At 63.6% G+C, this 26,372-nt stretch carries 24 protein-coding genes and 1 tRNA gene; 16 read left to right on the top strand and 9 right to left on the bottom strand.

Annotated elements, in window-relative coordinates; all coding sequences use genetic code 11:
• Positions 1 to 44 precede the first annotated feature (44 nt).
• Both MESAU_RS01410 and MESAU_RS01405 read left to right on the top strand, forming a co-directional pair.
• On the top strand, positions 45 to 1,625 hold the full coding sequence (locus MESAU_RS01410; RefSeq protein ID WP_015314262.1) for a 5-guanidino-2-oxopentanoate decarboxylase: 1,581 nt from the start codon (positions 45 to 47) through the stop codon (positions 1,623 to 1,625).
• A 232-nt stretch (positions 1,626 to 1,857) separates the two neighbouring features.
• On the top strand, positions 1,858 to 2,565 hold the full coding sequence (locus MESAU_RS01405) for an SDR family NAD(P)-dependent oxidoreductase (protein WP_015314261.1): 708 nt from the start codon (positions 1,858 to 1,860) through the stop codon (positions 2,563 to 2,565).
• On the opposite strand, the gene MESAU_RS01400 is transcribed toward MESAU_RS01405, so the two are convergent.
• The 4 genes from MESAU_RS01400 to aroA form a co-directional block, all read right to left on the bottom strand.
• Positions 2,550 to 4,418 (bottom strand): hypothetical protein, encoded by a 1,869-nt coding sequence (locus MESAU_RS01400; RefSeq protein ID WP_015314260.1) that lies wholly within the window; start codon positions 4,416 to 4,418, stop codon positions 2,550 to 2,552. The genes MESAU_RS01405 and MESAU_RS01400 overlap by 16 nt on opposite strands.
• Positions 4,419 to 4,549: 131 nt before the next feature.
• The gene (gene rpsA, locus MESAU_RS01395) at positions 4,550 to 6,247 is read right to left on the bottom strand and encodes a 30S ribosomal protein S1 (RefSeq protein WP_015314259.1); all 1,698 of its coding nucleotides are present in this window, start codon (positions 6,245 to 6,247) and stop codon (positions 4,550 to 4,552) included.
• 206 nt (positions 6,248 to 6,453) lie between these two features.
• Positions 6,454 to 7,104, bottom strand: a complete 651-nt coding sequence (cmk, locus tag MESAU_RS01390; RefSeq protein ID WP_041163245.1) for a (d)CMP kinase — start codon at positions 7,102 to 7,104, stop codon at positions 6,454 to 6,456.
• A gap of 148 nt (positions 7,105 to 7,252) precedes the next feature.
• Entirely contained in the window at positions 7,253 to 8,611 is a 1,359-nt protein-coding gene (gene aroA / locus MESAU_RS01385; protein WP_015314257.1) for a 3-phosphoshikimate 1-carboxyvinyltransferase, read from the bottom strand.
• A 206-nt stretch (positions 8,612 to 8,817) separates the two neighbouring features.
• Between aroA and MESAU_RS01380 the strand changes: the two genes are divergently transcribed.
• A complete protein-coding gene (locus MESAU_RS01380; protein WP_015314256.1) occupies positions 8,818 to 9,207 on the top strand; it encodes a TIGR02300 family protein in 390 nt (129 codons plus the stop codon).
• A 173-nt stretch (positions 9,208 to 9,380) separates the two neighbouring features.
• Positions 9,381 to 9,456 (top strand) — tRNA-Ala (locus tag MESAU_RS01375).
• Between the two features lie 84 nt (positions 9,457 to 9,540).
• On the opposite strand, the gene MESAU_RS01370 is transcribed toward MESAU_RS01375, so the two are convergent.
• The 4 genes from MESAU_RS01370 to MESAU_RS01355 all read right to left on the bottom strand — a co-directional run bounded on the left by MESAU_RS01370 (position 9,541) and on the right by MESAU_RS01355 (position 11,556).
• Positions 9,541 to 9,768, bottom strand: coding sequence for a hypothetical protein (locus MESAU_RS01370; protein WP_015314255.1), 228 nt, complete (start codon positions 9,766 to 9,768; stop codon positions 9,541 to 9,543).
• Between the two features lie 9 nt (positions 9,769 to 9,777).
• Entirely contained in the window at positions 9,778 to 10,023 is a 246-nt protein-coding gene (locus MESAU_RS01365; RefSeq protein WP_015314254.1) for a hypothetical protein, read from the bottom strand.
• Between the two features lie 83 nt (positions 10,024 to 10,106).
• Positions 10,107 to 10,808: a Crp/Fnr family transcriptional regulator gene (locus MESAU_RS01360; RefSeq protein WP_015314253.1), complete on the bottom strand. Its 702-nt coding sequence runs from the start codon at positions 10,806 to 10,808 to the stop codon at positions 10,107 to 10,109.
• Between the two features lie 190 nt (positions 10,809 to 10,998).
• The gene (locus MESAU_RS01355; RefSeq protein ID WP_245262934.1) at positions 10,999 to 11,556 is read right to left on the bottom strand and encodes a GntR family transcriptional regulator; all 558 of its coding nucleotides are present in this window, start codon (positions 11,554 to 11,556) and stop codon (positions 10,999 to 11,001) included.
• A gap of 508 nt (positions 11,557 to 12,064) precedes the next feature.
• Here MESAU_RS01355 and ssuD point away from each other — a divergent pair.
• The 10 genes from ssuD (at position 12,065) to MESAU_RS01305 (ending at position 23,146) form a co-directional block, all read left to right on the top strand.
• Positions 12,065 to 13,237: an FMNH2-dependent alkanesulfonate monooxygenase gene (gene ssuD, locus MESAU_RS01350; protein ID WP_015314252.1), complete on the top strand. Its 1,173-nt coding sequence runs from the start codon at positions 12,065 to 12,067 to the stop codon at positions 13,235 to 13,237.
• On the top strand, positions 13,234 to 14,691 hold the full coding sequence (locus MESAU_RS01345) for an FAD/NAD(P)-binding protein (protein ID WP_015314251.1): 1,458 nt from the start codon (positions 13,234 to 13,236) through the stop codon (positions 14,689 to 14,691). The genes ssuD and MESAU_RS01345 overlap by 4 nt, the downstream gene beginning before the upstream one ends.
• A gap of 160 nt (positions 14,692 to 14,851) precedes the next feature.
• Positions 14,852 to 15,955 carry a dimethylsulfone monooxygenase SfnG gene (sfnG, locus tag MESAU_RS01340; RefSeq protein WP_015314250.1) on the top strand — a complete coding sequence of 368 codons (1,104 nt, stop codon included), beginning with the start codon at positions 14,852 to 14,854 and terminating at the stop codon, positions 15,953 to 15,955.
• A 124-nt stretch (positions 15,956 to 16,079) separates the two neighbouring features.
• On the top strand, positions 16,080 to 17,006 hold the full coding sequence (locus MESAU_RS01335; RefSeq protein WP_015314249.1) for an ABC transporter ATP-binding protein: 927 nt from the start codon (positions 16,080 to 16,082) through the stop codon (positions 17,004 to 17,006).
• A complete protein-coding gene (locus MESAU_RS01330; protein ID WP_015314248.1) occupies positions 17,003 to 17,902 on the top strand; it encodes a branched-chain amino acid ABC transporter permease in 900 nt (299 codons plus the stop codon). Before MESAU_RS01335 ends, MESAU_RS01330 begins: the two co-directional genes overlap by 4 nt.
• A 3-nt stretch (positions 17,903 to 17,905) precedes the next feature.
• The gene (locus tag MESAU_RS01325; protein ID WP_015314247.1) at positions 17,906 to 18,946 is read left to right on the top strand and encodes a branched-chain amino acid ABC transporter permease; all 1,041 of its coding nucleotides are present in this window, start codon (positions 17,906 to 17,908) and stop codon (positions 18,944 to 18,946) included.
• Positions 18,947 to 19,024: 78 nt separating this feature from the next.
• A complete protein-coding gene (locus tag MESAU_RS01320) occupies positions 19,025 to 20,362 on the top strand; it encodes an ABC transporter substrate-binding protein (protein ID WP_015314246.1) in 1,338 nt (445 codons plus the stop codon).
• A gap of 67 nt (positions 20,363 to 20,429) precedes the next feature.
• Positions 20,430 to 21,221: an ABC transporter ATP-binding protein gene (locus MESAU_RS01315; RefSeq protein ID WP_015314245.1), complete on the top strand. Its 792-nt coding sequence runs from the start codon at positions 20,430 to 20,432 to the stop codon at positions 21,219 to 21,221.
• 24 nt (positions 21,222 to 21,245) lie between these two features.
• The gene (locus tag MESAU_RS01310) at positions 21,246 to 22,493 is read left to right on the top strand and encodes an SfnB family sulfur acquisition oxidoreductase (protein WP_015314244.1); all 1,248 of its coding nucleotides are present in this window, start codon (positions 21,246 to 21,248) and stop codon (positions 22,491 to 22,493) included.
• A 167-nt stretch (positions 22,494 to 22,660) separates the two neighbouring features.
• On the top strand, positions 22,661 to 23,146 hold the full coding sequence (locus MESAU_RS01305) for a hypothetical protein (protein WP_015314243.1): 486 nt from the start codon (positions 22,661 to 22,663) through the stop codon (positions 23,144 to 23,146).
• Between the two features lie 80 nt (positions 23,147 to 23,226).
• On the opposite strand, the gene MESAU_RS01300 is transcribed toward MESAU_RS01305, so the two are convergent.
• Positions 23,227 to 23,886, bottom strand: coding sequence for a TetR/AcrR family transcriptional regulator (locus MESAU_RS01300; RefSeq protein ID WP_015314242.1), 660 nt, complete (start codon positions 23,884 to 23,886; stop codon positions 23,227 to 23,229).
• A gap of 276 nt (positions 23,887 to 24,162) precedes the next feature.
• Between MESAU_RS01300 and MESAU_RS01295 the strand changes: the two genes are divergently transcribed.
• Together MESAU_RS01295 and MESAU_RS01290 are read left to right on the top strand one after the other, a co-directional pair.
• A complete protein-coding gene (locus tag MESAU_RS01295) occupies positions 24,163 to 25,602 on the top strand; it encodes an aldehyde dehydrogenase family protein (RefSeq protein ID WP_015314241.1) in 1,440 nt (479 codons plus the stop codon).
• A gap of 64 nt (positions 25,603 to 25,666) precedes the next feature.
• Entirely contained in the window at positions 25,667 to 26,242 is a 576-nt protein-coding gene (locus MESAU_RS01290; RefSeq protein ID WP_015314240.1) for a DUF1349 domain-containing protein, read from the top strand.
• Positions 26,243 to 26,372: the final 130 nt, after the last annotated feature.

Raw genomic sequence — 26,372 nt, 5'->3', positions numbered from 1 at the left:
CCCTTGGGAATTGCGTAGAAACAAAGAGATAGGGGAGAAAACCAATGACCACTGTGGGCGAAGCGCTCATTTCGCTGCTCGAGGCGCATGGCGTCGACACCGTGTTCGGCATTCCCGGCGTCCACACGGTCGAACTCTATCGCGGTCTTGCGCGCTCGAAGATTCGCCACATCACGCCGCGCCACGAACAGGGCGCCGGCTTCATGGCCGACGGCTATGCGCGCGCCGGCGGCAGGCCGGGCGTCGCCTTCGTCATCACCGGGCCGGGGCTGACCAACACCATCACCGCCATGGGCCAGGCGCGCGCCGATTCGGTGCCGATGCTGGTGATCTCCGGCGTCAACGCCACCGACACGCTCGGCAAGGGGCTCGGCTTCCTGCACGAATTGCCCGATCAGCGCGGCATGATGGAGAAGGTAGCGCTGTTGTCGCTACGCGTGACCGGGGCCAGCGAATTGCCCGGTGCGCTGGCGCGGGCTTTCGCCCTGTTTTCCTCGTCTCGGCCCGGCCCTGTGCATATAGAGATCCCGACCGATATCATGGTCAAGCCGGCGGACGGATTGTCGGCAGCTTTGAGCAATGCCGGGCCGCCGGCGCCAGAGCGTGCCGCCATTGCCAGGGCTGCCGAACTCATCGCCACCGCACGCCGCCCGCTCATCCTTGCAGGCGGCGGCGCCAAGAAAGCCGATGCGGCGCTGCGGCGCCTTGCCGAAAGGCTGGGCGCGCCGATTGTCGAGACCACCAACGCGCGCGGTCTCATGCATGGCCATCCGCTTTGCGTGCCGGCAAGCCCAAGCCTCAAGGCGGTTCGCGCGCTCATGGCCGGGGCCGATCTGGTGATCGCCGCCGGTACCGAATTCGGCCCGACCGACTATGACGGCTATGGCGACGGTGGCTTCGTACTGCCTTCGAACCTGATCCGTATCGACATCGGCGCCGACCAGCTTGCGCGGCGTCCGGTGACGGTCGCCATCCAGGCCGATTGCGCCGAGGCGATCGAGGCGCTGCTTGCGGCGATCGATCCCGCCCACAGCGCTGGCGAAGATGGCCATGGCCGCGCCGCGGCGGCGCGAAAGGCCGCTTTTGCCGAGTTGAGCCCGGCCTATGCGGCGCAGGTGTGTGCCGTGGAAATGATCCGCGACGCTTTGCCCGGTGCCATCATCGTTGGCGACTCGACCCAGCCGATTTACGCCGCCAACCTCTATTACGACCACGACCGGCCCGGCGGCTGGTTCAATGCCGCGACCGGCTTTGGCGCGCTTGGCTACGGTCCGCCGGCGGCGATCGGTGCGGCACTTGCCGTGCCCGATGCGCCGGTTGTCTGCCTGACCGGCGACGGGGGCTTCCAGTTCACCTTGCCGGAGATAGCGGTGGCGCTCGATTCTGGAGCGCCCGTCATCTTCGTGGTCTGGAACAACAGAGGCTATCGCGAGATCGAGACCTCGATGCTCGATGTCGGCGTGGAACCTGTCGGCGTGTCGCCGGCGCCGCCGGATTTCTGCAAGCTTGCCGAAGCCTATGGCATTGGTGCCGAAAGGCTGGCCGACATCGACGCCTTGCCACAGGCGCTCAGGCAGGCCCGGGCAACGGGGCTGCCGCGCGTCATCGAAGTCACGGTCGTCTGAAACATCCGGGCCGTCCTTGCCGACAGGAAGCGGACCATTTGCCGGCTTGGTTTTTGCAAGACCTGATCCGCTTCCGGGCGGCTTCGTTATTCGGCGATGCCCTGACGCATGCAAAGACGTGACGGCTGCCATGTCGAGATATCGGTTGAGTGATCGACTGAAAGGGGCGACGCTTCGCGTCGGCGCGGCAAACCAACGACAAAAGTCATAAAAATGACAGGAGCGGTCCAGGATGACGGAAACACTTGAAGGCAGGCACATCGTTGTGACCGGTGGAACCGGCGCGCTCGGTGGGGCGGTGGTCGGCAGACTGCTGGAACAGGGCGCGATCTGCCACGTGCCGAACGCGCATGCCGCGGCACCTCAGCACTTCCCCTTCACCACGCACGACAATGTCAAACTGGCGCACAATGTCGATCTCTCGGACCCCGCCAAGGTCGAGGCGTTCTACAGCCAGGTTCCTACCTTGTGGGGATCGATCCATCTGGCCGGCGGCTTTGCCATGGCGCCGGTGGAGAAGATCGAATCGGCGTCGTTTGCCGAGATGATGGACACCAACGCCCGCACCGCCTTCCTGTGCAGCCGCGCCGCCATCCGCTCGATGCTGGCGTCGGATACTGCCGGTCGCATCGTCAATGTCACGGCACGCGCCGGGCTCGACCCGCGCCGCGGCGCCGGCATGGTCGCCTATACGGCCAGCAAGGCGGCGGTCGCGGCCATGACGGTGGCGATGGCGGAAGAATTGAAGGCCCAGGGCATCCTGGTCAACGCGGTGGCCCCATCGACGCTCGACACGCCGGCCAACCGCGCCGACATGCCGGATGCCGATTTCACCAAATGGGTCAGCCTCGAAGCAGCGGCCGAGGCAATCGCCTATCTCGCCTCGCCGGCCAACCAGGCAATGAGCGGAACGCTGGTGCCGCTCTACGGCAGGGCCTGAGCGGAGAGCGTCGAAGCCGGGCAGCCGGCGTCGGATCCATCGGCGTTGCGGTAGCTGTAGACACGCAGCGGCGATGAAGCGTCCGTGGGACACTCCCTCAACCAAGCCGGCGGCTTGCCTTCCATCAGGGCCGCCGCGAAAGGGTAGGCGGCTTCGAGACCTGGCGACGGCGCGCCTCGCCAGGCACAGATCGCGACATGTGTCGCCTTCGACGCGTCGAGAATCGCACGCGGGTCGGCGGTCATGGGGTCGAGAAAGCGGTAGCTCCGTTCGATGCCCTTGGCCGAAGGGTGGTTTGGGATCGTCACCACCTTGGGGCCGTCGGCCAGCGCGACGAAATGCGATCCGATGAGCGGTGGCGAAAAGACGATGGCGCCCGACGGCCAACCCCGTTGCGCTCCGAAATGATCGAGGTCGCAACTGTCGGCGAATTCGGCGGCGGGTATCGCCGCTTGGGAGGGTCTGACCGCCAGATGGTACAGCGCCATGGCCCCGGACAAAACCAGACCGGGCAGGATCAATGCGTATTTGCGCGATGGCGCCGGCACGGGAGATTTCAAGTAGCGCCGCAGCCCCGAACCTTGCGGCAGCAGGCTCTCCAGCACGAAGATCAGGCCGATGCCGGAGAAAATCGGGAGATAGCGGAAGTAGCGGAGATAGTCGATCGCCAGCACCAATCCGAGCAGCGAAAACAGAGCCAGTATGACCAGAGGCCGGCTGCGGCCATGCGACCCGGTGCAGATGACGACCGGCGCGAGCGCGCCGACGAACAGCAGCAACATGCTGGGAAAGCCTGACGACAGAACGAAATCGGGGCGCCGAAACAGGCTCAATTCCTGAAGAATTCTGTTGAGCATGTTGTCGCGGACATAGGCGTCCATCGACGCGTAAGGGCCGTCCAGGCATTGCGGAAACAGTTTCACCAGCGCCACCAGGCTGATGGCGGCGAACACCAGCAGAAGCGCGGCCCGCATTGCCCAGCCGCCACGCGTGCCGACAAGCCGAGGTACGACGGCGAATGAGAGCCCGGCGGCGGTCAGCGCCAGCAAATGCGGCGCGGAATAGGTATCGCATTTGACCGCGGCATAAGCCGAGGGCGCGACGGTAGCGGCGAACAGGCCGATCGCGCCGATCGCCAGGGCCACTCCAAAGCCGGTGATCCCTGTCGCACTCTCGTCGCGGCCGGCGATCCAGTCGAAGGCGTAGACGGCCATCACCAGGGCGAAGAACGGTGCGAACTCGGCGCTGATCGCGATTGCCAGGGCTGTCAGCAAGCCGTTGACGAAGGGCGAAAGGCGATTCCGCGACAGCAACAGGACCAGGGCGGCAAGCAGAAGCAATATCTGCAGATTGTGATAGTCGATCCGCCCCGGCGCGTATTCGAAGAAGGTGCGCGCGGCGAAGATCAAGGCCAACGGCAATGCAATGGCCGGACAGGCAAAGCCCACCGCGACAATCAGCCGGTTGTAGAAGTAGAGCGCGGGTACAAACAGGAGCAGCGGCACGACAAAGCTTGCTGCCATCAGCGCCGGCTCGAAGCCGGCGAACGGCGCGAGCAGCCACGCAAAAGCGGCATAGGGCAGGTCCACGATCCATGGCCAGTGCGAGATGTAGGGCTCGGGCTGGGCAATGCCGGGCATTGTCCGGTCGAAGATATTCCCGGTCACGAGCAAGGTGCGGATCTCGTGTATTTTGAGAAGGTCGTCCGCATCGGCATTGAGCCGGAAGCCCAGGGACCAGAGGACGATCATCACCGTCACCATGCCGCTGAAGCAGAAAAGGGCCGGTGCGCTCATATAAAGACGCGGCAGCCACGAAGATTGCGCTGCGGCCCTGTCGTCGTCATTGCTCATGGAAAGCTTCCCCGGGATGACTGCCAAATACGCGAGGAAGTTTATCTTGCCGTAAAGAAAGACCCCGCCGGATCGCTCCGGCGGGGTCTTTGTTCAAGCCGCACGAAAATCGTGCGGCAAGCGGTTAATCCTTAGTTGCCCTGCTTCTTCAGCGCGGCACCCAGGATGTCGCCCAGCGAAGCGCCGGAGTCGGTCGAGCCGTACTGTGCGACGGCTTCCTTCTCTTCGGCGATTTCCAGCGCCTTGATCGAGACCTGCAGCTTGCGGGTCTTCTTGTCGAAGGCGATGACGCGGGCGTCGACCTTCTGGCCGACGGTGAAGCGCTCGGGGCGCTGCTCGTCGCGATCGCGGCTGAGGTCGGAGCGCTTGATGAAGGTCTCGATGCCGCTGTCGACCAGCCGCACTTCCAGACCGCCATCCTTGACGCCGATGACTTCGCAGGTAACGACGGCGTTCTTGCGCAGTTCGCCTGACGTCGCGGCTTCGCCGACCGTGTCCTTGGCCAGCTGCTTGATGCCGAGTGAGATGCGCTCCTTGTCGATGTCGACGTCGAGCACCTGCGCCTTGACCATGTCACCACGATTGTACTCTTCGATGACCTGCTCGCCCGGACGGGTCCAGTCGAGGTCGGACAGGTGCACCATGCCGTCCACGTCGCCTTCGAGGCCGATGAACAGGCCGAACTCGGTCTTGTTCTTGACCTCGCCCTCGACCTGGCTGCCGACCGGATGGCTCGAGGCGAAAGCCTGCCACGGATTCTCGAGCGTCTGCTTGAGGCCGAGCGAGATGCGGCGCTTGGCCGGATCGACTTCGAGCACCACCACGTCGACTTCCTGCGTCGTCGACAGGATCTTGCCGGGATGCACGTTCTTCTTGGTCCACGACATTTCCGAAACGTGGATAAGGCCCTCGATGCCCGGCTCCAGCTCGACGAACGCGCCGTAGTCGGTGATGTTGGTGACGGTGCCCTTGATCTTCTTGCCGATCGGGAACTTGGTGCCGATCTCGGACCACGGATCGCTCTCGAGCTGCTTCATGCCGAGCGAGATGCGGTGGGTTTCCTGGTTGATGCGGATGATCTGCACCTTGACCGTCTGACCGATGTTGAGGATTTCGGTCGGATGGTTGACGCGGCGCCATGCCATGTCGGTGACATGCAGCAGGCCGTCGATGCCGCCGAGGTCGACGAACGCACCGTAATCGGTGATGTTCTTGACGACGCCTTCGACAACCTGGCCTTCCTCGAGGTTCTGCACGATTTCCGAACGCTGTTCGGCGCGGCTCTCCTCAAGCACGGTACGGCGCGACACGACGATGTTGCCGCGGCGGCGATCCATCTTGAGGATCTCGAAGGGCTGCGGGTTGTGCATCAGCGGGGAGACGTCGCGGATCGGGCGAATATCGACCTGGCTGCGCGGCAGGAAGGCCACGGCGCCGTCGAGGTCGACGGTGAAGCCGCCCTTGACCTGGTTGAAGATGACGCCTTCGACGCGCTCACCCTTGGTGAACTTCTCTTCGAGCTTGACCCAGCTCTCCTCGCGGCGCGCCTTGTCGCGCGACAGCACGGCCTCGCCCAGCGCATTTTCGATGCGCTCGACCATGACTTCGACCGTATCGCCGACCTTGAGCGTCGAGTCCTTGCCCTTGACGCCGAATTCCTTCAGCGGCACACGGCCTTCGACCTTGAGGCCGACATCGATGATGGCCATGTCTTTTTCGATCGCCAGAATCGTGCCCTTGACGACTTGGCCTTCGCCGGAATGACCGGTGGTAAATGATTCTTCGAGCAGGCTCGCGAAATCATCGCGAGTGGGATTTGCAGCAGACATTGTTTCTCCTGGAGTACCCCGCATTTTTCGCGGGGCGGGCGCCGTGGGTTAGCGTTGCGTTGGCCTGCCGGCGTTCCGGGCTGCAAAAGCCCTGGGCCGCTTTTCAAGCGGCAATTCCGGCGCATGAAGAATGCTGGCAGGCTGGTTCGTGCCCGATATGGGTATTTTCTTCGCCTCCGGCAACCGGAAGCAGCATGAAACCCGGATCAGGCCTTGTTTCTCTGGGCCAGCACGTCGTCGATGACGGACATGGCCGCGAGAAACGCGGCTTCTATAGCCATTTCGCTGGTATCAAGCAAGTGCGCGTCGGCCGCCGGCTTCAGCGGCGAGTCCGCCCGGCCCATGTCGCGCTCGTCGCGACGCTGGATATCGGCAAGGATTTCGGCGAAATCGGCGGTGCCGCCGATGCTTTCGATCTCGGCCAGCCGGCGCTTGGCGCGCACCTCGGCACTTGCCGTCACATAGAGTTTTATGTCGGCGTCGGGGCACACGACCGTGCCGATGTCGCGCCCGTCCAGCACCGCGCCCGGCGGCGTCCTTGCGAAGTCGCGCTGCTTTTCGACCAGGATGCGCCGCACGGTAGGGAAAACCGCGACCTTCGAGGCGGCCTCGCCAACCGCATGCGCCGACAGCACCGCGCGGTCGAGCTTTGCCAGATCGACCTGGCGGGCGGCGGTTTCTGCCGCCGAGACATTGTCGAGCGGTAGGCCCAGCCGCAGCAGCGCATGGGCGACAGCGCGATAGGTCAGGCCGGTGTCGAGCAGGTTGAGGCGGTAGTGATCGGCGAGACGGCGGGCGAGCGTGCCTTTGCCCGCGCCGGCCGGTCCGTCGATGGCGATGGTGAAGGGGTGGGTCATTGGCATGCAGACGCCTTACGCATGGAAGCAGGCCCCCGCGACTTCGTCATCCTGGGTCTGCGCCGCGTCGCTGCGCTCCTTGCTTCGCCCCAGGATGACGAAGCACGGGATGTCGCCAGCCAATCCCCAAGGTTTGCGATTGCCACTATCACTCGATTTCCGCGCCCAGCCCCGTCATCAGTTCCATGAACTCCGGAAAGCTCGTCGCGATCATCGCCTGGTCGTCGATGGTGACAGGCTTTTCCGTTGCCAATCCCATCACCAGAAAGCTCATGGCGATGCGGTGGTCGAGATGGGTCTGCACCGTCGTATCCCGGCCGTTGGGGTGGCCGCCCAATCCCCTGCCGCCTGGTTTGCCGCGCACGGCAAGCGAAGCTTCGCCCTCGGTGCAGTCGACGCCGTTGAGCTTCAGCCCGTTGGCGACCGCCGACAGCCGGTCGGATTCCTTCACCCGCAGTTCCTCCAGCCCCTGCATCAGCGTCTCGCCCTCGGCGAAGCTGGCGGCAACGGCCAGCACCGGGTATTCGTCGATCATCGACGGCGCCCGCTCGGGCGGCACGGCGACGCCTTTCAGCTCGGAGTAACGAACGCGCAGGTCCGCGACATCCTCGCCGCCGGCATTGCGCGGGTTCAAGATGTCGATCTGGCCGCCCATTTCCTGCAGCGTGAGAAGCAACCCGGTGCGGGTCGGGTTCATCAGCACGTTTTCGATGACAATGTCGGAACCCGGCACGATCAGCGCCGCCACCAGCGGGAAGCCGGCCGAGGACGGGTCACCCGGCACGGCGATGGTCTGGCCGGTCAGCTTGCCCTGGCCTTCGATGAAGATGTGGCGCACGCCGCGCTCGTCGGTCTCGACCGACAGGTTGGCGCCAAAGCCCTTGAGCATCTTTTCCGTATGGTCGCGCGTCATGACAGGTTCGATGACGGTGGTGATGCCGGGCGTGTTCAACCCGGCCAGCAGCACCGCCGACTTCACCTGCGCCGAGGCCATCGGCACGCGGTAGGTGATCGGGGCCGCGTGCTTCGGCCCATGCAACGTGATCGGCATGCGGTCGCCGGGCGTGGCTTTGAGCACCTGCACGCCCATCTGGCGCAGCGGTTCGAGCACGCGACCCATCGGCCGGCCCGACAGCGAGGCGTCACCGATGAAGGTCGTCTCCATGTCGTAGGTGCCGACGAGCCCCATGGTCAGCCGCGAGCCAGTGCCGGCATTGCCGAAATCGAGCGGACCTTCCGGCTGCAGCAGCGCGCCGTTGCCGGTGCCGCGGATCACCCACTCGGCGCCGCGTTTCTCGATTTGCGCGCCCATCGCCTTCATGGCCGCGCCCGTGCGCATCACGTCCTCGCCCTCGAGCAGGCCGGTGATGCGGGTTTCGCCGGAGGCGAGCCCGCCGAACATGAAGGAGCGGTGCGAGATCGACTTGTCGCCCGGCACACGGGCCGTGCCGGAAAGGGCTGGTGACTTGCGGGCAGTGGCCGGCTTGGCAGCGGCGGCGTGAGACATGGAATTTCCCTGGACGGATTGCCGGCGTGCCGGCGCTTTTCATTTGTTGCGGCGGTCTCGTATCACGGCGGGGCGAAATGGTCATCCCCATGCTCGTCACTCGGCGCGAGGCCTTTCAGTGCTTGGTTTTGTGACGCCGGCTTTTCGCTTTGACAGCGCTGCAAACTGTGGTTAAGGGGACCACTCTTTTATCGACGAGGCTTGCCGTGGCAAAAACCGAACTTGGCACAAAACGCATCGACCCGGAAACGGGCCGGAAATTCTACGACCTGAACAAAGACCCGATCGTCTCGCCCTATACGGGCAAGACCTATCCGCGCTCCTATTTCGAGGAAGGCAAGATCGCCGCCGTCGAGGAGGAAGAGGAAGTGGCCGAGAAGGAAGTGGACGCCGAGGAGGAAGAGGGCGTCGAGGTCGTCTCGCTCGAAGAGGCGGAAGACGACGCCAAGAGCGACGATCTTCCCGATCTCGGTGACGACGAGGATGACGTCGACCTCGGCGACGACGAGGATGACACCTTCCTTGCTGACGAAGAGGAAGAAGACGACGACGTTTCCGACATGATCGGCGTCGGCGACGACGACGACGAAGTCTGACAAAGGCTTCGAACGTGAGCGTTTGCCGGCTTTCACGCCCTGTGAAGAAAAAGCCGCCGATGAAGGCTTGATATCTGGGAATGGCGGGGTTAGAAGCCGCCTGCACTAACGGCGCGGTCTTCCAACCCGCGCCGATCTCTCGCCGGAAACGGCGCCGGCTGACTGCCGGGAGTGGGGCCATAGCTCAGTTGGGAGAGCGCTTGAATGGCATTCAAGAGGTCGTCGGTTCGATCCCGATTGGCTCCACCAGTTACCTTCCAGGGCAAGGAAACGCTTTGTTTCGGCGGGACATCTCCGCCCTGTTCAACCATTGGCGATCCCTGATTTGCGCGATCACGGAACGTCAGCGCCGAACTCGACGGCAAATCCCGCGTCGATCGCGCTTCGCGCAATGAGATCGCCAAGTTCCCAATCCGTGAGTTCGCAAAGCGGGAACATTCTCCTCACCTCGTGGCTCACCTCGGATATCGAAATGCACGGCCTGTCGACGGTGTCGATCAGGCAGCGGACAATCGCTTGGCGAACGTCCGACAGGGTAGGCGTCTGCGCGAGCGCAGGCATCTCCGCCCCCTACGAATGGAGTTGCGGCGCTACGCCATCGGCCGAGTTTGTGTCGAACGCCACGGGTACGCCGTGAACGAGGGATGCGGTCGCCAGCAACTCCTCCAACTCGCCGTCGGTAGCCCTGCATGCGGGTATGAGTGTTCGGATGGCGCGTATTGCCTGCGCAATGGAGAGAAAGCGTGCCTTGCCCCTGGAAAGAACATAGGCTTCGGCGGCTCTTTCAACCGTGATGGAGTGAAAAGAGTTGGTCATCGAGAATTCCTCCCTGAACCCTGACCAACATGGTTTACGGCAGGACTTCGGTGGTCTTCAAGCCTATGTCCGGTTCCAGACAATCAGCCAGCCCCTGCGCTGAAGTGCTGTTGCTCCTCCTCGCCATAGGCACCATCCGTGAGTTTTATCATTCCGGTACGGTCGACGATCGTGATCTCGCCGCGCTTGGCATGAACCAGCCCCCGATATTCGAGCATTTGGAGGGCGGTGGTAACGCCCGGGCGCCTGGAGCCAAGCATGGTCGCCAGAAATTCATGCGTCAGGTAGATGATATCTCCTTCAGCGCGATCGTTGACCATCAGCAACCAGCGGGCGAGCCGTTCCTCGATTTTGGAATGGCCGTTGACCAACGCCGTCCGCGACGACTGGATCAGGAATGCGTGGGCGTAGCGAAGCAGCGACGGGCGAAGGGTCTGGCTCTCGGCAATCGCAATGCGCAGACGTTCAACCGGCAGACACCAGCCGTTGCTGGCGACTTGAATATAGGTTTCATTGGGAGATCGGTCCTGGCCGAGAACGACCGCTACCCCGGTCATGCCGTCGCGGCCGATGATGCCGACTTCGCTTTGCCGCCCTCCGGTCATGGCGGCGACCACCGACGCGATACCGGTTTCGGGAAAATAGACATGCTCGATCGGCTGATGCGCGATCTCCAGTCGGGCTTTGATGGCCAGTTCGACGTGATGCATCGACGGCCGTAAAAGCCCGAAATCCTCAGGCGTGAGGGTTTTCAGAACATGGTTGCGAAAGGTGGATTGAGGCATGGCTCTTCTCCCTATCGGGCAAGAGCATGTACCCTCTTACTGTCGGCTGCATCCGGACAAACGGCGGCCGATGGCTGATCTTACGCTTCATGCGCGGGCTTGGCAAACGACTGCGCCCGCTTGGAAAGCTAATTAAGCGTTGACGTCAAGCGTCCCGGGGGCCGCAGCGCTGCTAGACGCCGAGAAGGCTTCAGCCGAGAAGGTCCGCGGCGACTTCGAGCGTGTTGCGGAACGAGGTTTCGAGGTGGTGTTCCATCGCTTGTGCGGCGCCCTCGGCATCGTGCCGCTTCAGGGCATCGAGAATGGTTTCGTGCTGCTCGATCGTCTGTTCGCCATAGCCGGGCTTTGGAATGGCGAGATAGCGGCCGCGGTCCATCTGCGCCTTGGAGATGTCGACCGCTCGCCAGATCATCGGCAGGCCGCAGATTTCGGCGATGGTGCGATGAAAGACATCGTCGAGTTGGATCGCGGTGGCATATCGGCCGCGCGCGATGGCGAGCTTGTGCGCCGCCATATTGTCCTCCAGCAATTCGGCGGATGCCGGCGTGAGCTTGATGGCCGCGCGCCTGGCGCTCTCCATTTCCAGCGCCCGCCGGATGACGTAGGCCTCCTCGAGGTCGGCGCGGCTGATCGGCGCGACATAGGTGCCGGTCTGCGCCAGGATATGGACCAGGCCTTCGTCGCTGATGCGCTTCACCGCTTCCCGCACCGGGGTGCGCGAAACGCCGAGCGCTTCGGCGATGGCCACTCGTTGATCACTTCCCCCGGCTTCATCTGTCCGACGACGATCAGGTTGCGGATCTTCTGATAGATCTGATCGCGCAACGGCAAAGCCCGATTGAGGGTCGAAGGGTCAAGGTCCATGGCAAATCCGTAGCGTTCGTTCACCAGAAATGATCGGAGTATATTGGAACGTAAATTGGAATGCACCCAATGCGGAGGCGTCCCTGTCGACAATGGAGGGGGTGGCCAAGTCACTCGACGCCTGAAGGAGGCCGCCAACCCTTCCAAGGCGGCGCAAGGACAACGTCAACGCGGTCGAGCCGGTCCTCTCCACTCGCAGGCGGCGGGGATGAGGAAGAATTTCCAATTGCGTGCACGGATTTGAAATAAACTAACTCTACAGATTTTGTAGAATAAGCAATCTGCATGGGCGATCTGTTTCCTGCACAGGACCACGCCATGCCAGCATTTTTGCGTCTACTCTCAACCGTGCCGGAGCCGGGCCGCTACCGCCAAACCACAGGAGGCAAGGCATGACCCAAGATGTCCCCGACCGCATCAAGGTTCTCTGGTTCCTGCCGACGCATGGCGACAGCCGTTATCTCGGCACGACCGAGGGCGGCAGGGCCGTCGATCTGCCCTATCTGTCGCAAGTGGCGAAAGCGGCCGACACACTCGGCTATTACGGCGTGCTGTTGCCGACCGGCCGGGCCTGCGAGGATTCCTGGGTGATTGCGTCGGCGCTGGCGCCACTGACAGAGCGGCTGCGTTTCCTCGTCGCCGTGCGGCCCGGCTTGCAGTCGCCGACGCTTGCCGCGCGCATGACAGCCACGCTCGACCGCATCTCCAACGGCCGCCTGCTGATCAATGTCGTCACCGGCGGCGATCCGCTGGAAAACAAGGGCGATGGGATCTTTCTCTCGCATGCCGAGCGCTATGAGGTGACGCAGGAATTCCTCCGGATCTACAAACGGGTGCTGAGCGGTGAGACGGTCGAGCACCAGGGCAAGCATTTCCGCATCGAGGACGGAAGGTTGCTGTTCCCGCCGGTGCAGGCGCCCTATCCGCCGCTCTATTTCGGTGGCTCATCGGATGCTGGATCGGCAGTCGCGGCGCAGGAAATCGACAAATATCTGACCTGGGGCGAACCCCCGGCCGACGTCGGACGCAAGCTCGATGCCGTGCGCGAACTGGCCGACAAGGCCGGCCGCAAACTCTCCTTCGGCATTCGTCTGCATGTCATCGCCCGTGAAACCGCTGAACGGGCCTGGGCCGCCGCCGCCAGCCTGATCAGTCGGCTCGACGACGCGACGATCGCCTCGGCGCAGAAAGTGTTCGGCCGCATGGATTCGGTCGGCCAAGCGCGCATGAGCGCGCTGCATGGCGGCAACCGTGACAAGCTCGAGATCGCGCCCAATCTATGGGCCGGCGTCGGCCTGGTGCGCGGCGGTGCGGGAACGGCACTGGTCGGCGACCCGGATACGATCGCCGAGCGCATCGATGAATACCGTCGCCTCGGCATCGACACCTTCATTCTGTCCGGCTACCCGCATCTGGAAGAAGCCTATCGCTTCGGCGAACTGGTGCTGCCGAAACTGCCGACCGATCATCCGGTCAAGTCGACCGGGTCGTCGGTCAATACCGGGCCGTTCGGCGAGACCATTGCCGGTGACCATCGGCCGAAGTCGCTCGCCAGCGCCTCGTGAACGCGCTGCCTCCGGTCCGCCGATCGCGCGTCGCCATAATCGGCGGTGGTTTTTCCGGCGCGGCGGTCGCTTGGCATCTTGCGCGGGCGCATGGGCCGGAGCGCCTGTCGATCTCGGTGATCGAACCGCGTTCCGCGCTCGGCGGCGGTCTTGCCTATTCCAGCGAAGAGCCGTCGCACCGCGTCAACGTCCCGGCCGTCCGGATGAGCATGGTTCCCGAAGACCAGCAGCATTTTGCGCGCTGGCTGGCCGGCAGCGGCGAAATCGAGCGGGACCCGGATGCGCTGTGGAAGAACGGCGACGTATTTCCGCGCCGGCGGGTGTTCGGTCGCTATGTCGCCGAGCAGCTCGCACCTTGGCTCGACTCGGGCGCTATCCGTCATGTCGAAGCTCAGGCCACCCGGGTAGTTCGAGCCAACAGCGCGGGCTGGACCGTACAGACCTTAGCCGGACCTGTCGCGGCCGACATCGTCGTGCTCGCCGCGACTCATCCTCTGCCGGCCATCCCGGCAGCACTTGCCCTGTTGGCTGAAGCACCTGGCTTCATCGCCGATCCCTACGCGCCGTCGGCACTCGCCGGGATCGGGCCGGAGGCGTCGGTCCTGATCGTCGGCTCCGGACTGACCTCGGCCGACATGGCGGCCGAGCTTGACCGCCGGGGTCATCGCGGCCGCATCCTGGCGCTGTCGCGCCGCGGACTGCGTTCGCGCGCCCACCCGGATATCAGACATGAGCCCTTCGGCGACTTTGCGTCGGTGCCGGCCACATCCGCACTTGGCCTGCTGAAGAACATTCGCGCCACGCTGGCCGCGGCGCGAGCCGCCAACGTCAACTGGCAGTCGGTCTTTGACCAATTGCGCATGCAAGGGCCGGTGCTGTGGTCCGCCCTCGCTCCGCCAGAGCGGGCAAGGCTGGTCCGCGAGCTGCGCGTGTTTTGGGACGTGCATCGCTTCAGGATCGCACCGCAGGTGGCTTCCGTGCTCGACCGCCGTCAGACCGCCGGCACATTCGACACCATTGCAGCCCGGCTTGTCGCGTCGAACGTCGAGGGCGACAGCCTCGCGGTCAGCTTCCAACGGCGCGGACAGACGCGCATCGAGACGGCAAGCTTCGATGCCGTCATCAACACGACAGGGCCGGCCCATGGGCAGGCGCTCCAGTCAAATCCGGCGCTGCGTTCCCTGACTGAGGCCAGTCTGATCAGGGCGGACGCATACGGGCTCGGTATCGAGACCGGCCTCGATAGTCGCGCCGTCGGTGGCGATGACAAGGCGGTTGCCGGGCTTTTCGTCGCCGGTCCGCTGGCGCGAGGCACCTTTGGCGAACTCATGGGCCTGCCGGAGGTGGCTCGCTATGCCCAAAGGGTCTCGGCCGAGATCGCGGGGCTGCTCGACACATCTTCTTCAGGCGGAGCGGTTGGCCCCAATGCCGGGGGCGTTGCGGTCGCGGGCTGACAACCGCAAGCCGGCATGGCTGGGCAAAATTGGTATTTCCGTCCCGCAAGTGCGCCAAAAACGGAAAATCCTCCTTTGTATATAAATTCGATAAACATAATATATATAGCGACATCCGGCTGCGGCTGGACCGATCAACAGCCTGACTGGGAGACAATTCATGGCACATGCAGGAACCGACGCGGTCAAATTCGCCTACTGGGTGCCCAATGTTTCGGGCGGCCTGGTGATCTCCGACATCGAGCAGCGCACCAGCCATTCAGCCGAGTACAACCGCAAGCTGGCACAGATTGCCGAAAAGGCCGGTTTCGACTACGCGCTGAGCCAGATCCGTTTCACCGCCGGCTACGGCGCCGACGAGCAGCATGAATCGGTGGCATTCAGCCATGACCTGCTGGCCGCCACCACGACGCTGAAGGTGATCGCCGCGATCCTGCCCGGCCCTTGGAATCCCGCGCTGGCGGCCAAGCAGATTGCCACCATCAGCTACCTGACCAACGGCCGTGTCGCCATCAATCTCGTCTCCGGCTGGTTCCGTGGCGAGTTCCACGCCATCGGTGAGCATTGGCTTGACCATGATGAGCGCTACCGTCGCTCCGAGGAATTCATCCGTGCGCTGCGCGGCATATGGACTGAAGACAGCTTCACCTTCCGAGGCGACTTCTACCGCTTCAACGAATACTCGCTGAAACCGAAGCCGCCGCGGCCGCTGCCCGAGATCTTCCAGGGCGGCTCGTCGCGCGCGGCACGCGACATGGCATCACGCGTCTCCGACTGGTATTTCACCAACGGCAACACGCCGGCCGAAATCGCCAAACAGGTCGATGATCTCAAGACCAAGGCAAAGGCCAGCAATCATTCCGTCAAGGTCGGCGTCAACGCCTTCGCCATTGTGCGCGAGACCGAGCACGAGGCCAAGGCGGTGCTTGCCGAGATCACCGCCAAGGCCAATCCGGAAGCCGTCAACGCCTTCGGCCACGAGGTCAAGAACGCCGGCAAGGCCTCGCCGGAAGGCGAGGGCAATTGGGCGAAGTCCTCCTTCGACGACCTCGTCCAGTACAATGACGGTTTTCGCTCCAACCTGATCGGCACACCGAGACAGGTTGCCGAGCGCATCGTCGGTTTGAAGAGCGCCGGCGCCGATCTCATCCTGCTCGGCTTCCTGCATTTCCAGGAAGAGGTCGAGTATTTCGGCAAGCATGTCATCCCGCTCGTTCGCGAGCTGGAGGATGCCGGGCAGGCGGCTTCGCTGGCAGCGGAATAGTCATCTCTCCAAGGCTGGCCGGGTAATCCGGCCAGCACCCGAATGAAGGTTTTCAAGCGCGCTCGATCTTTTCGGGCGGCATCGAGAATTCGTGCGCCTGCGGGCGAAATCGAGGACGATTGGAATGCCGTTGCCCAGCTATGCCATAGGCGTGATGGAAGCCTCGGTCTATGCGCCGGAAGTTTTCGCGCGCGGCCTGCCCTCGGCGCTGCAGCCGTCCGAAGGTCATACCGCACCGGTAACAGGCACTGCGGTGGCCACATCTCCGATGCTTTCACTCCAGGCCATCGGCCTGTCGTTCGGCGGCGTCGTCGCGCTGGCCGACATCGATCTGTCTGTTCGATCAGGTGAAATCCGCGCCATTATCGGCCCGAACGGCGCCGGCAAGAGCTCGCTGATCAATGTCATCAGCGGTGTCTACCGGCCGGATCGCGGCCAGGTCCAGCTTGCCGGAATCGACTATGCGCAGGTGCCGACGCAGCGGCTGGCGCATCTCGGCGTCGCCCGGACTTTCCAGAACCTTGCTTTGTTCAAGGGACTGAGCGTCCTCGACAATGTCGCCACCGGCCTTGCCTACAAGGTCCGTTCCAACTTCGCCGGCCAGGTGCTCGGCATCGGACGATCGCGCGGCGAGCGACGTGAGACACGCAGCCGCGCCGATCAGATTCTCGAATTTCTCGACCTCACCGCCGTGCGCGATCGTCTTGCCGGCACGCTGCCCTACGGGCTGCGGAAGCGGGTCGAACTCGCCCGGGCGCTGGTCGCGGAGCCGCGCCTGCTGCTGCTCGACGAACCGATGGCCGGCATGACATCAGGTGAGAAAAGCGAAATGGCTGCTTTCGTGCGCGCCGCGCGTGACCGCTTTGCCACCACCGTCGTCCTGATCGAACACGATGTCGGCGTCGTCATGGGCCTGTCCGACCGTGTCGCCGTTCTCGACCATGGCCGCAAGATTGCCGACGGCACACCCGACGAGGTCCGCAACGACCAGCGCGTCATCGATGCCTATCTGGGCGTCGCCTCAGACAATGAGGACGGGGCGGGCATATGATCGCCGACTTCGACTATCAGTTCTTCATCGAGGTGCTCGTCGGCGGGCTGCTCTCCGGCGTCATGTATTCGCTGGTCGCGATCGGCTTCGTGCTGATCTACAAGACCTCGGGCGTGCTCAACTTCGCCCAAGGCGCGATGCTGCTGTTCGCCGCCCTTACCTTCGTCAGCCTTGTCGAACGCGGTGTTCCGTTTGCACTGGCGTTGGTGGCAACGTTCGCCATCATGGTGGCGATCGGCATCGCCATCGAGCGCACGGTGCTGAGGCCGCTAACCAACAAGCCGCCGATCACCCTGTTCATGGCGACGCTTGGACTGTCCTACATCATCGAGGGCGCCGCCCAACTGATCTGGGGCACGCAGGTCCATGGTCTTGACCTCGGTATCGAGGATGTGCCGCTGGAAGTCGGCGGCGTGCTGATCAGCCAGTTCGATATTTTTGCGGCGGTGGTCGCGGCCGGCATGGTTCTCCTGCTGTCGCTGTTCTTCCGCTACACCCGCATCGGCCTCGCCTTCCGCGCCGTCGCGGACGACCAGTTCGCCGCACTCGCGGTTGGCCTGCGTCTGCCACTGATCTGGGCCACCGTCTGGGCGGCGGCCGGCCTGGTCGCGCTGGTCGCCGGGCTGCTCTGGGGCGCCCGCCTAGGGGTGCAGTTCTCGCTGTCGCTGGTGGTGCTCAAGGCGCTGCCGGTGCTGGTGCTTGGCGGCTTCGATTCCATTCTTGGCGCCATTGTCGGCGGGCTCCTGATCGGCGCCAGCGAGAAGCTCGCCGAGGTCTATATCGGCGATTATTTCGGCGGCGGCATCGAGAGCTGGTTCGCCTATGTCGTCGCGCTTGTCTTCCTCCTGATCCGTCCTTCCGGCCTGTTCGGCCAAAAGCTCGTCGAAAGGGTCTGAGCCATGGCCGCGACTGCAAGCGACTTTTCCGCCGCGACTGTGCTGCCGAAATGGGTGGTGCCCGTACTCCTGCTCGCCTTCGCCTATGGGGTCGTGCCGCTGATCGGCTCGAGCTACCTGTTTGAGGCCATCCTGCTGCCGTTCCTGGCGCTCAGCCTCGCCGGTGTCGGCCTCAACATCCTGACCGGCTATGCCGGCCAGGTTTCGCTGGGTAGCGCCGCTTTCATGGCGGCAGGGGTCTTTGCCGCCTATAATTTCAACCTGCGCGTCGAAGGCCTGCCACTGATCGGCAGCATTTTCCTCGCCGGCATCGTGGCCGCCGCGATCGGCATCGTCTTCGGCTTGCCGAGCCTGCGGCTGAAAGGTTTTTACCTGGCGGTTTCGACGCTTGCCGCGCAGTTCTTCGTGCAATGGGCGCTGACCAAGTTCAGCTGGTTTTCCAACAACTCTGCATCCGGCGTCATCGACGCGCCGAGGCTGTCGATTTCAGGCTTCACACTCGATGGCCCCGTCGGCCGCTATTTCTTTGCGCTGACCATCGTCGTCATCCTGACTTTCTTCGCCTATCGGCTGGTATCGTCGCAGACGGGACGAAACTTCATCGCCATCCGCGACAACGAGACCGCCGCCCGCATCATTGGCATCCCGGTCTTGGAGACCAAGCTTCTGGCCTTTGCCATTTCGTCCTTCGTCATCGGCGTCGCAGGTGTCATCTGGGCGTTCGCTTATCTCAGGACCGTCGAGCCGGATGGCTTCGATCTCGACCGCTCGTTCCAGATAATGTTCATCATCATCATCGGCGGCCTCGCCTCGATCCGCGGCGCATTCTTCGGCGCCGCCCTGATCGTGGTCTTTCCGCTCGCACTGTCGCGCCTCGGCGGCTTCCTGCTTGGCGATGTCTTCGATTCGGGCGTGCTCGACATGAGCCAGCGCATCGTGCTCGGCGTCCTCATCATCCTGTTTCTGATCCTCGAACCCGACGGGCTGGTGGCCCTGTGGGACAGGATCCGAAGACGGCTCCTGTTCGCTTGGCAATCGACCTGAGCCCTCGCAGTCCAGAATCCTATTCGAAGATGAACCAGAGGCCGGACCAAAGACGGCCCATACCGGGAGTACCTAGCCATGACCTTCCTCAGCACCATCAAGGCGGCGGCTTTGTCCGCGGCGATGATCGTGTCGGTGGCCTTGCCATCAGCTCATGCCGACGAACAATATTTCCCGCTGCAGAGCTATCGCGTCGGACCCTACGCGGCCGGCGGCACCGGCTTCTTCGGCGGCTTCATCGATTATCTCAACCTCATCAACATCCGCGACGGCGGCGTCAACGGCGTCAAGCTGACCTGGGACGAGTGCGAGACCCAGTATGAGGTCGAGCGCGGCGTCGAATGCTACGAGCGGCAGAAGAGCCATGCGGGTGCCGCTGCCTGGAACCCGCTCTCAGTGGGCATCGCCTATGCGATGATCGACCGTATCACCGCCGACAAGGTGCCGCTGATCACGGTCAACCATGGCCGCACCGACTCCACCGACGGGCGCGTCTTCCCTTACGTCTTCCCGCTGCTGCTCAACCCCTACAGCGAGACGTCAGGCATCGTGAACTATATCGCCGCCAAGGAAGGCGGCATCGACAAGCTCAAGGGCAAGAAGATCGTCGTGCTCTATCACGGCTCGCCCTACGGCAAGGAGACCATCCCGATATATGATTTGCTGGCGCAGAAATATGGCTTCACCGTGCAGCAGATCGAGGTGCCGCATCCCGGCAACGAACAGCAGTCGCAATGGCTGACCATCCGCCGCGCCAAGCCTGATTTCGTCGTCCTGCGCGGCTGGGGCGTGATGAACCCGGTGGCGCTGAAGACGGCGGTCAAGGTCGGCTATCCCGTCGACCACATCGTCGGCAATGTCTGGTCGAATTCGGAAGAGGACGTCATCCCCGCCGGCGATGCCGCCAAGGGCTACACCGCCATCACCACCCAGGCCTCGGGCAACACCTATTCGGTGGTGCAGGAGATCGTGAAGACCGTCTACGGCGCCGGCAAGGGCAATCTCGAAGACAAGTCGCGCATCGGCTCGGTCTACCACAATCTCGGCATCGTCAACGGCATCCTGAATGTCGAGGCGATCCGCGTCGCGCAGGAGAAGTTCGGCCATCGCACGCTGACCGGCGACGAAGTCCGCTGGGGCTTCGAACACCTCAAGCTCGACCCGTCCAAGGTCGAGGCGCTCGGGGCCAAGGACCTGTTCCACTCGATCAATGTCAGCTGGGACAACCACGAGGGCGAGGGCTACGTGACCTTCCAGCAGTGGGACGGCAAGAAGTGGAACGTCGTTTCCGACTGGATCGCGCCGGATTGGGCGCTGCTGCGGCCGATCATCGAGAAGTCGGCCGAGGCCTATGCCGCCGAGAAGGGCATCAAGCTGCGCACCGCCGACGATGCCAACGCCGTGACCACCAACTGATCTCCGGGCCGGGTGCCGTGGACACCATCCGCGGCGCCCGGCCCATCCGCAAAGCACGGAAACAGCCATGCCGAACGACGACATCATCCTGGCCGTGGACGCGGTCCACGCCACCTATATCAACGCCATCACGGCGCTGCATGGCGTCAGCTTCGAGATCAGGCGGGGCGGGATTCTGGCGCTGCTCGGTGCCAACGGCGCCGGCAAGACCACCACGTTGAAGGCCGTCTCCAACCTGCTGCCGGCAGAGCGCGGCCAGGTCAACGCCGGCTCCATCCGCTATGATGGCTCGGATGTCTCGCGCCGCAAGCCGGGCGATCTCGTACGCGCCGGGCTGGTCCAGGTGCTGGAAGGCCGTCACTGTTTCAAGAGCCTCACCGTCGAGGAAAATCTGGTCGCCGGCGGCATCGGCCGCAGCGGCCGCCGAGCCGAAATCAACGCGGACCTCGAACGGGTTTATTCCTATTTTCCGCGTCTCAGGGAAAAGCGCCGGACATTGTCCGGCCTCACCTCCGGTGGCGAACAGCAGATGACTGCCATCGGCCGCGCGCTGATGTCGCGGCCGCGCCTGCTGGTTCTCGACGAGCCCTCGATGGGGCTTGCCCCGCTCATCGTGCAAGACATCTTTCAGACGCTGAAAAAACTCAACCGCGAGACCGGTCTGTCGATCCTGGTCGCCGAGCAGAACTCGGCGGTCGCGCTTCGCTATGCCGACCACGCCACTGTGCTCGAAAACGGCGTCTCGATCCTGTCCGGCGCGGCCGCCGATCTTCGCCAGCGCGAGGATATCAGGGCGCTCTATCTCGGCCAGCAGCCGTCGCCCGCCGCCAAGCCATCCCGTCTCCACGCCGTTGCCTGAACCGAAATTTGAAGGAGCAATGAAATGACCGTCTCGACCGTCAAGACAGACCATGCTTCCGCCGCCGTACCGCCGGTCGCAAGGCCCTCGGCACCAGCACACATCATCAGGGACGATGCGGAGGCGATCGCCATCGCCCATGCGCTCGCCGCCGAATTCGTCAAGGGGGCGTCCAGGCGCGACCGCGAGCGTATCTGGCCGGTTGCCGAGCTCGACGCCTTCTCCCAAAGCGGCCTGTGGTCGATCAATGTGCCGAAGGAATTCGGCGGGCCGGAACTGTCCTATGCGACGCTGGTCAAGGTGATCGAGATCATCTCGGCGGCCGATTCCTCAATCGGCCAGGTCGCGCAGAACCATCTCGGCATCATCGCGGCCATCCGCACCGTGTCGGATGTGGAACAGCAGAAGCTGCTGTTCACCGAGGCGCTGAAGGGCACCCGGTTCGGCAACGCCTTTTCCGAGTTCGGTTCGAAGCGCGCCGCCGATTTCGAGACCCGCTTCACCGACGCCGGCGACCATGTCGTCGTCAACGGCCGCAAATTCTATTCGTCCGGCGCGCTGCTTGCCCATCTGGTGCCGATCGTGGCGCTCGATGACGAAGGTCGCGCCTGGTATGCCATCGCCGACCGTGGCGCGCCCGGCCTGACCGTTATCGACGACTGGTCGAGCTTCGGCCAGCGCACGACGCTCTCCGGCACCGTCATCATCGACAACGTCAAGGTGCCGAAGACGTATCTGGTGCCGGGCTACAAGGGCTACGACAAGCCGACCGCCGACGGCGCCATCTTCCAGATAATCCAGGTGGCGGTGGACACCGGGATCGCCCAGGCGGCGATCGACGAGACGGTTCACTTTGTCAGGACCAGGAGCCGCGCCTGGATCGACAGCGGCTTCGACAATGCCTGGGACGATCCATACACCATCCAGGCTGTCGGCGACCTCACGCTGCGCCTGCACGCGGCGCAGGCGCTGCTCGAAAAGGCCGGCCATGCCATCGACAAGGCGGTGGCCGAGCCGACAGCCGAAACGGTCGCGCATGCCCAGATCGTTACCGCGGAAGCAAAAATCCTGTCGACCGAGATCGCCATCGCCGCAACGAACAAGCTGTTCGAACTGGCCGGCACGCGCTCGACGCTGGCCGAGCACAATCTCGATCGCCATTGGCGCAACGCCCGCACGCACACGCTGCACGATCCGGTGCGCTGGAAATACTCCATCCTTGGCAAATATTTCCTCAACGGCGAGAATCCGCCGCTGCACGCCTGGAGCTGATCTGCCGGAGGCGGACGGCGCGCGCTGCGGTCGACCTGGTCGTCGCCGAGTGGCTTTGCCCTGACGGTTATCCCCTTCGGGATGCCGGCGGCGGGTGAAAGCTTACGCGCAATTTACGACCATCGGTTACACCGGTTCCTGTCTGATTCGTTCGGGACAGGAACCCCATGAGCAAAGCCCTCACGACCTTCGCACTCGTCTCCGTCTTGACCGCCTTGCTCATGGCGCTGAGCCTTGCGGTGGCCCGTCACGGCTATCCCTATGGGGCGATCGGCGTCAAGCGTCTCGACGGCATCGCCGACGCTGGAACGTTCATTCCGCTTGCGGCAATTTTCTTCTTCAGCGCGCTGTTGATGATGATCCTGCCGATCCGCGCGGCCAGTATCGTCCTCCTCCATGCCGCCGATGCGATCTTCTGGACTGTCATTGTGCTGTTCGCCACCATCGTCGGCGGCCTGCTCGCGCGATGGGCCTTCGGTCAGGGCAGCGCTCTTCTGGCGTTGTTGAACTGGCGGTTCCTGTTTGCCGTGGCGGTCGTCGGTTGCCACTTCGTCATGAACGAGTTACGCCGCAACGTGCTGCTGCGCAGCCTGTTCTTCGTGATCTTTGCCGCCGCCACGCTAGCCTGCCTGTTCTGGTCGTTTACGCTTTAGCCGGAACCTACCATCCTATCGCCACCTGTTCTTCGTTCCATGGCTAAGCGCTATTGGGATCACGAGTTCGGAGTCTTCGGCTACCGGCCGCCGGAGACCGCTTTCGCGACGTAGCGCGAAAAATCCTCGACATCCGCAGCCGAAGGCTCCTGGCCGGTGAAGCTGCGCAGATACGCGGCAACATGCGGCAGGCGACTGCTCATCGGTTCGTTGAGTTCGAGCGAATAGTAGCCGATCTGCATGAAATAGAGCACGCGAGCGCGAACGAACGCGTCTTCCTCCTCATAGCCATGACGCAAGAACATGCCGCGGATGGCAGTGACGCGTTCTTCGTCGGCCTCGTCGAGCGCACGCCGGATGGTGGGGGAGCGGCGAGCCCATGCCCGGATGGCGAAATCCAGCCGGGGATCGAACAGCTTTTCGTCCACCCAGCATTCGAAAATGCTCATCACCCCGCGAATGACAGTCGTGGAAGGGCGTGCGGCACGCTCGACGATGAATCGGGTATTGGTCTGCCGCCAGTGGTCCAACAATTGGTCGAGCAGATCCTGCCGGCTCTTGAAATACCAGTAGAAGCTCGAGCGCGAGACATCGAGTTGCTGGCCAAGCGTCAGCACACGGACGCGTTCGACGCCGTCCGAGATCAGGGTTTCAAGCGCCAGCTTCAGCCAGTCTTCGCGGGTAGCCTTGACGTTGCCGGTGGCGCCGGCGCGCTGGATCGTCGTTTCGAGTGCTGCCATCGTGACGACGCATGACACGCCACACCAGGCAAATCAAGATTGTGGACATGCTTGTACAGGGCAATCCGGCCTTGACCCGGAGCGCTGCCCGCCCATGTTAGCCGGATTGCTCGGCGACGCGGCTCCGTTGCCGCTGCCGCGAAGGCGTGAGTGCAGGCCCGGGGATTTTTGTCGCGGTCTCCAGGCCCAGTGCGTGCTTTCCCGCAAGGCAATTGTCTGGCAAATACCACTTCAGACAGATGCCGCCGCGCGGCCAACAGCCAGGAAGGCAAGGACATGACAGCGTTTCGAAAGAACCTCATCGATGGTGAATGGGTCGGCGATGCCGGCTCCCGCAACATCAACCCCTCGGATACCGGCGATGTCGTGGGCGAATATGCTTCGGCGGGGGTCGAACAGGCGGGCCAGGCGATAGCTGCGGCCAAGGCGGCGTTTCCGGCGTGGTCCCGCTCCGGTCCGCTGGCGCGCCATGCGGTGCTGAAAAAGGCGGCCGACGAGATCATGGCGCGCAAGGACGAACTCGGCCGCAATCTGGCGCGTGAGGAAGGCAAGACGCTGGCCGAGGGCATTGGCGAGACCATCCGCGCCGCCCAGATATTCGATTTCTTTGCCGGCGAAACATTGCGCCTGTCGGGAGAGGTGGTGCCAAGCGTGCGGCCGGGCGTCGGCGTCGAGATCACGCGCGAAGCGGTCGGCGTGGTCGGCATCATCACACCGTGGAATTTCCCCATTGCCATCCCCGCCTGGAAGATCGCTCCAGCGCTGGCCCACGGCAATACCATCGTCTTCAAACCGGCCGAGCTCGTTCCCGAAAGCGCCTGGTCCATCGTTGACATCCTGCATCGCGCCGGCCTGCCCAAGGGCGTGCTCAACCTCGTCATGGGCAAGGGCTCGGTGGTCGGCCAGGCGATGCTCGACAGCCCCGACGTCAACGCCATCTCCTTCACAGGCTCGGTGGGAACCGGCAAGCGCGTCGCGGCGGCAAGCGTCGAGCACATGCGCAAGTTCCAGCTTGAAATGGGCGGCAAGAATCCGCTGGTCGTGCTCGACGATGCCGATCTCGCGGTGGCTGTCGATTGCGCGCTGAACGGCGCCTTCTTCTCGACCGGCCAGCGCTGCACGGCCTCGTCGCGTTTGATCGTCACCGAAGGCATCCACGACCGTTTCGTCGACGCGCTCAAGGAGCGCATGGAAAAGCTGGTGATCGGCGACGCGCTCGACGCGCAGACCCAGATCGGCCCGGTCGTCGACGCCACCCAGCTCAAGCAGGACGAGGACTATATCGCCATCGGCGTCCGCGAAGGCGCCACGCTCGCTTTCGGCGGCGAACGGCTCGACCGCAAGACGCCGGGTTTCTATCTCAAGCCTGCGCTGCTGACCGAGGCCACCAACGCCATGCGCAGTTCGCGCGAGGAGATTTTCGGCCCCGTCGCCAGTGTCATCCGCGTCCAGGATTATGACGAGGCGCTTGCCGTTGCCAACGACACGCCGTTCGGCCTGACCTCGGGCATCTGCACCACGAGCCTCAAGCACGCCACCCATTTCAAGCGCAACTCCGAAGCCGGCATGGTGATGGTCAACCTGCCGACGGCGGGCGTTGATTTCCACGTTCCTTTCGGTGGTCGCAAGGGCTCGAGCTTCGGTCCGCGCGAACAGGGCCGCTATGCCATGGAGTTCTACACCACGGTAAAGACCGCCTATACGTTCGCGGGATAACCTGGCGCGCCGGCCGACCGCCGGCGGACCGTCACTTCCTCTGGAAACGGACCGGTGCAAAGGGATGACATTGCAGGACCTGACCTGGCTCAACCCGCCGCCGCACCATGCCATCGAAGGTGATGGCGTGCGCGTGCGCACCGGCAAGGAGACCGATTTCTGGCGTGAGACCTTCTATGGCTTCTGGCGCGACAACGGCCACTTCCTGTATCGGCGGGTCGAGGGCGATTTCACCGCCGAAGTGACCGTCAAGGGCGACTACGAGGTGCTTTACGACCAGGCCGGCCTGATGGTCCGGCTGAGCGAAACGCACTGGATCAAGGCCGGCATCGAATACACCGATGGCCTTGCCTATTTCTCCGTCGTCGTCACCAACGACACCTCGGACTGGTCGCTGGTGGCCATTGCCGCCGGCCCTGACGGCGTCAGGATCCGCCTGACCCGCCACGGCGAGGCGGTCCGCGTCCAGTATTTGGATGCTTCCGACGGCCATTGGAAGCCGGTGCGGCTCGCCTATTTCCCGACCTCGAAGATCGTCGATGTCGGGTTGATGTGCTGTTCGCCGCAGCGTGAAGGTTTCGAAGTCACGTTCTCCGGATTTTCGGTCGGTCCGCCGATTGCGCGGGATCTGCACGACTGACCCTGGCAACCGGGCTCCGCGTGGCGTGCGCGAACGGACCGATAGGACATTGCGGCCTCTCGGCATAGGCTGGAAGCGTTCGGGAACGCTGTCCGTCTTCCACGTCCGGTGCAGGATCGGCGGGATAATC

Origin of the sequence: Mesorhizobium australicum WSM2073 (assembly GCF_000230995.2) — a bacterium.
GTDB lineage: Bacteria > Pseudomonadota > Alphaproteobacteria > Rhizobiales > Rhizobiaceae > Mesorhizobium > Mesorhizobium australicum.
Note: the sequence above shows the minus strand (reverse complement) of the source record. Positions and strands in the feature narration are given on the sequence as shown.